General features: G+C 42.1%; 5 protein-coding genes. 4 read left to right on the forward strand and 1 reads right to left on the reverse strand.

Features of this window, described 5'->3' with window-relative positions:
• Positions 1-547: hypothetical protein (locus SJY28_RS13490; RefSeq protein WP_379545033.1), on the forward strand; the 547-nt coding region annotated here is incomplete at its 5' end.
• Between the two features lie 1,311 nt (positions 548-1,858).
• On the forward strand, positions 1,859-2,734 hold the full coding sequence (locus tag SJY28_RS13495; RefSeq protein ID WP_379545034.1) for a replication initiation protein: 876 nt from the start codon (positions 1,859-1,861) through the stop codon (positions 2,732-2,734).
• Between the two features lie 60 nt (positions 2,735-2,794).
• Here SJY28_RS13495 and SJY28_RS13500 read toward each other — a convergent pair whose 3' ends face one another.
• Positions 2,795-3,943: an SEL1-like repeat protein gene (locus SJY28_RS13500; protein WP_379545035.1), complete on the reverse strand. Its 1,149-nt coding sequence runs from the start codon at positions 3,941-3,943 to the stop codon at positions 2,795-2,797.
• 507 nt (positions 3,944-4,450) lie between these two features.
• On the opposite strand from SJY28_RS13500, the gene mobC reads away from it, so the two are divergent.
• Both mobC and SJY28_RS13510 read left to right on the forward strand, forming a co-directional pair.
• Positions 4,451-4,783, forward strand: coding sequence for a plasmid mobilization relaxosome protein MobC (mobC, locus tag SJY28_RS13505; protein WP_379545036.1), 333 nt, complete (start codon positions 4,451-4,453; stop codon positions 4,781-4,783).
• A 695-nt stretch (positions 4,784-5,478) separates the two neighbouring features.
• Positions 5,479-6,024 (forward strand): MbeB family mobilization protein, encoded by a 546-nt coding sequence (locus tag SJY28_RS13510; RefSeq protein ID WP_379545038.1) that lies wholly within the window; start codon positions 5,479-5,481, stop codon positions 6,022-6,024.
• Positions 6,025-6,053: the final 29 nt, after the last annotated feature.

The following is a 6,053-nucleotide window of genomic DNA, read 5'->3' on the forward strand; positions in this document are numbered from 1 at the left end:
ACAGCAAGCCCTACAAGCACAGCAGGACACGATCAAACGCCAAGAGCAGATGCTACACGACCAAGAGCGCTACACACAGCAGCAGCTACGCAAGAAAGACCAGGATATAGCCGAATTGACAGCCTCATTGAACAAATTGGCAAGAACGAAGACGCAAGAGCTGGAACGCTTGCCGATGTTGTTCAAGCAGTTGCAAGATTCAATGACAGAACAAACAAGCGTGTTCAGTGGTTGGGTACAGCATCGGAAACAGCACGCAATAACGCAAGCAACGTTGATCAGCGAGTTGTTGGCATTAGGGAACGTACAAATACAGCTCGTAGAGCAATTGAAGACGTATCAGAGCACGATAACACTGCCCGACTATCTCAAAAGCGATACGACGCAATTAGAGAGCGATACAGTGAGACTAGAGAACGAATTGAAGGAATTAGTGAACGCACAGATCAAAATAGAGCAGTCACAAGCGAAAATAACCGGCTCACAGACAGAAATACAGACGGAGCTGAAGGAATTAAACAGATTGCTGGACAAGTTAGAGAAGTGATACAAACCAAAGAGCTTGAGCGTGATAAAGCGCGCACACGGTCACGATCTCCAAGTATGGGTCGTTAAATAATATAGCAGAGTAATGAAGCTAGCAATTTACTAAACAGAGGCAGGATAAACCGAACATAGCATACAGAGGCTAATAGCTAAATATAGTAAAGCCTTAGGGGGAGTATTAAACAAGAAACAGCTACTGAATTAGGAGTGTTAGATCAGACTATAAGGAATTAGCTTGGAAAATAACTTAGAATTCGCAAACTCACCTCAAGCTATAGCAATTTAGATAATTGCCACCTTGAAATTTTTTGTTACACAAAAACAACAAACAATGCTGCCTTTTGGGCGCACTGCTATTGAAAAATCTGACTTTTGTGGTACAATATTTCCGCGCGTCACTTGCAATGACGGCATTTTACACAACAAAGCGCAGTCACTTGCAATGACTGTTAAATTAAAATAATAGCAAATTTTGCTTGACTATTAAGTTTTCTATATAATCTATAACGCAGCATTATACAGCTCATCGTATATATATGCAATAAATTTATGTAAGTTATTATATTATTTCTATATAAATGGCTTATATAAATTATTATTAAATCCTTTGTAAGTTAGGTAACTTTTGCTTCAATTGAGGCAATAAATTTGAACAATATCTTAAACTTAGGTACGTTTTTACCCAGCACAGATACTCACCAAGCTTACATTTTATACTGTCTGCTGTCTGGTTATCCTTTAAACAATAAGCAGTTGTTTTTTCAGCTGAATACCTGCCATGGAGCTTCGAGAATATGCGAGCTAAGACAACTTGGTTGGTCAATATCTGATAGACATCTTGCAGGTTGTACGAACTTGCGATCTAAAGAATACTTTATCAGTCGTGATATGTTGATATCGTATAGAGCGCATCCAACTGTACAACACTTCATGCTCTGCTGTGGGAGAATTTACGACCTTCCTAATGCTAATTAATTAGCTACAAGTAAGAAAAGCCCTCAGGCATTGCCTGAGGGCTTTTTTCGTTATTAAGTCGAACTCCGTTAGCGTTCTCGTTCAACTCCATATATGTAGCACGATATGAATAAAAATTTTAAGAGCGACGCAAGCCTTAAATAGCGTGACTTTGCGAAGAATTTGCTAATTGACGAAACAAGAATGAGAGCGTAAACTCAAGTGCTAGAAACGACTAACCCCCAGTGACGGCAATCACTAGGGGTTAGATGAATTTTAATCTGTGTCAGCAGATATAAAACCCATTTTTCGATACGGACATTTTATATCAGCAGGCGCACCAACACAAGTGTGCGTGATGTTAATACTACCGGAAATATACGAAACACTCCCCTATAAGCCCTATTGCACCGATGATCTAGGTAATCTTGTCATTCGTCCTAGGCAAACCGCTGTCAAAATGCGGTATATCCAGCATAACCCTCCCTGCATGACTAATTTTATATGCCTAGACATTGATCATAAGCATGGCGCAATGCGTTGGGCAGAAGAGCACCTACCACCGCCACGGTGGACAAGCCAAAACCCCTCAAACGGCCACGCTCACATCGTCTACGAGCTGAAAACGCCTGTTTGCACCAGTGAGCATGGTAGTCGTAAAGCATTATCCTATCTCGCTAAGATACAAGCAGGGCTTGTCAGAGAGACGAGAGCAGACGTCGGCTACACCAATTTCATTACCAAAAACCCGATGCATGAACATTGGCGTACCGAAGTATGGACAAAAGAAGCCTACGAGCTAAATTATCTAGCGGAGTTCGTTGATCTCAGACCTTTAACAACTAAAGAGAAAGAGTACGGACTAGGTAGGAACTGCACCTTGTTCGATACCGTTCGCCATTGGGCGTATTCTGCGATTAGAGAGCATCGAGGGAAGACTTGGGAGCAATGGTATAACTCAGTGCTTAAACATGCTCAGAGCGTGAATATGATATTTTCAGAGCCATTACCGTACTCAGAAATCAAAGCCACTGCCAAAAGCATTGCTAAATTTTGCTGGAAGCGTGATGGGTATCACTACAACGAATTTATCTATCGCCAAGCACTCAAAGGCAGCAAGGGAGGTAAGGTCTCTAAGCGCAAGGCTGTAGCTACATCAGAGCAATCATTAAAGCCTTGGGAAGAATTGGGTATAAGCAGATCAACTTACTATAGAAAAAAATCAAAAAAATAGTGAGACTGGATAAGCCTAAGTCAGATAACAGCCTTTTGTTTTGCGTTTCTCATGCTTAGGCTATTTGTTTGCTAGTTTTTCGTACCCCTCACAGCCTGTCTGTCTGCCTTTGTTACAGGCTTCCCAGTACCATTTTTTTGCCAATGTTTCGTCCTTTTCTAATCCATCTTCTACTCCATCCTCGTAACCTAGGGCAAGCAATACTTGAGCGCCCGCACTTCCTTGGGTTGCCGCTTTCCGAAGCCACTTGAATCCTTCAGTTGTGTTTTGTTTGACCCCTTTGCCTTCAAGGTATGCTATTCCGAGAAGGCCCTGCGCGCTTGCATTACCTTGATTTGCTAACTCTCTGAGCCATTCTGTTTCTTTAGCTATGTTTTGGCTAGCATTTTCACTTTTACGATACAGTTTCTCAAGCATTATTTGGGCTTCCTTATAGTCTTGGTCAGCTGCCTTTTGAAACCACTCAATCGCTTTAGTATCATCCTGAGGTACGCCTCGCCCTTCTTGATACATCATTCCGAGACTATATTGAGCATTAGCAAAGTCTTGGTCAGCAGCTTTCTGAATCCATTCAAATGCTTTAGTATCATCCTGAGGAACGCCTCGCCCTTTATAGTACGCTACGCCCAGGTTGTGCTGAGAGTCTGCAAAACCTTGGTCAGCTGCCTTTTGAAACCATTCAGATGCTTTAACATAATCCTGAGGAACGCCTCGTCCTTCTTGATACGTTATTCCGAGATTGTGCTGAGCCTCGATATTGCCTTGGTCAGCCGCTTTTTGGAACCACTCAATTGCTTTAATATAATCCTGAGGAATGCCTCGCCCTTCTTGATACATTATTCCGAGATTGGATTGAGCACTGGAAAAGTCTTTATCAGCAGCTTTTTGATACCAGTTAGCTGCCAATATGTAGTTTCTAGGTACTCCTACGCCATTCTCATACATCAACCCAAGATTGTGTTGTGCCACACTATGGCCTTGGTAGGCAGCTTTCTGAGTCCATCCAAATGCTTTAACATTATTTGTATGAACAGTTTGTCCGTCAAGATACATCATGCCAAGCTTTGCCTGATGAAAAGCATCCCCTTGCTTTGCAAAAGTTTGAGTAGTTTCAAAACTAGCAGCGAAGGATGGAAAGGATAGCCCTAAAACCAATCCCAGAACTATCCTTTTATAAATAAAGGTATGTTTTGTTTTTTGCAGGGTCATCACAATTCCTAGGATAAGATAATCAAAATATATTGGAGGTTTGTTTACTTGAATAAGGTAGCTTAATGCTATTTATTAAGATAATAGTCACTATATTCATAAAAGTTAAAGGTAACTGCAGCAACTATCAGTAAAACTCCTATTAATACTAGAATCCAAAAGATATTGTAAATATACCAAAATATAGGTGATTTAACTTTAAGGTGTTGGCCAAATTTCCAAAGCAATTTACCCAAGAAGCCTACTAATGCTAATACTACTAGGATCGCAAGAACGCTGATAGTTAGAGCTAGATTTCCCATATATACTGTTACTCTTTAAAATAGTTATTTAGTGTATAAACACCACTATAGCTATTATTATGTAAATTAGCCAGCATATACCGTGGGTACAATATCCACTCCGTTACTATTGACCCAAGGCATACTGGTAAGGGGAAACCCCTTAACCCCAACCCCTCACAAAAAGCCGTGAGGGGTGAAAAACAACCGCTAGAGCGAGGCTAAAATGGCAAGAACAAAGTGGCTAAAAATACGAGTCTCTGATACTGAAATCTTAGACATTAAAAAGCGTGCAGGTCAGCACGATATGTCTAACTACGTTCGCGGATTGGTACTCGATCAGCCGGTAGCCGCACCTGAACCCAAGCACAAGAAAATCGTACACAGTGCCGATCCTGAATTGGTTCGAGCTATTAATCGCATTGGCATCAACATCAATCAAATAGCCAAGCAGACCAACACAGGGCAAGAAGTCGGTAACGCGGTATTGATGGCCTTACTCAATTTGCAGACCACGCTAGATAAAGCACTAGTATCGAGCATGCCTGATGATCGTTAAATTCTTCACTCGTGGTACTGGTGGCAGCAAAGGCGTATTTGACTATTTGCTCAATGACAAAGAGCAGCCAGACGGCAAACGGATTGGTGCAGAAGTCTTGAGGGGTGATATAGACAATCAAGCCTTACTCATTGATAGCCTAGACTTCAAACAAAAATATACCAGTGGTTGCTTATCGTTCACCGAGACAGCTGATGAAGTCACCCAATCACAAAAGAATGCCTTGATGGACGGCTTTGAGCAGACAATTCGAGCAGGGCTAGACGTTGATAGGGTAAGCGTTAGCTGGATTGAGCATCGAGATAAGGGCAGATTAGAGCTGAACTTTGTCTTTGCCAATGTAGACTTAGAACACGGTAGAGCATTTCAGCCCTATGTTCACAACGTTGATAAGCGCAGAGTGAATGCATGGAAAAACATGCAAAATATTGAGCATGGTTTTACCGACCCCAATGACCCAGCCAATAAGCGATTAATGGCGCAGCGTGACAACTTACCAAGAGACGTCAAAGAGGTCAGACAAGCCATTACTGATGGATTAAAAACGTTAGTGGTTGAAGGCGTGATCACCAATCGTGACGATGTTATTCAAGCCCTTACTGATGGTGGATTTGAGATAGCAAGAGAAACGGACAAAGCAATTTCTATCAAGAACCCAGCAGGGAAAAGAAATATTAGGCTGACAGGTGGATTATATGAGCGAGATTTTAACTTTAGCAGCGAAGTTCAAAACACAATCGAGCGCACAGGCGAAGACTATCGAGCAAGAAGTACAGAACGCTACGACGCAGCTAAACAGCTTTATGACAGCGAAATTGAACGAAAGCGAGACTATCATCAAGCAAGGCATGGAAAACCTAGACACGAGCAACGAGCAATTGCTAACAATGTTAGCAAAGCATCAAACCGATATGTCTACAGCCCTCGAAACCTATATGAACAACGTCCAAGCCCATACCACCGAGCATTTAAACCAGTTCGCAGAAGAGATGGAAAGGACGATAGAAGCCTACACACAACACATCAAACAACTGATCACTCAGCGAGAAGACAGAATAGCGCAGGTCATCAAGTCAGAAATGAAGAAATGGCTGATAGTTACCAGTTTTGGCGCACTCATGGTACTGGTATTAGGCATGCTCCTAGGGGCAGCGTTGGTCAACAAGTTCTCAAAACCGACCTATATCAATCTACCGCAGCAGCCACAGTCACAACCGCAGATCGACTACAGTCAGAGGTAAGTCATGGACAAGAGACTACTAGAGCAAGT

Source organism: Psychrobacter sp. R86515, assembly GCF_042466315.1.
Classification (GTDB): Bacteria; Pseudomonadota; Gammaproteobacteria; order Pseudomonadales; family Moraxellaceae; genus Psychrobacter.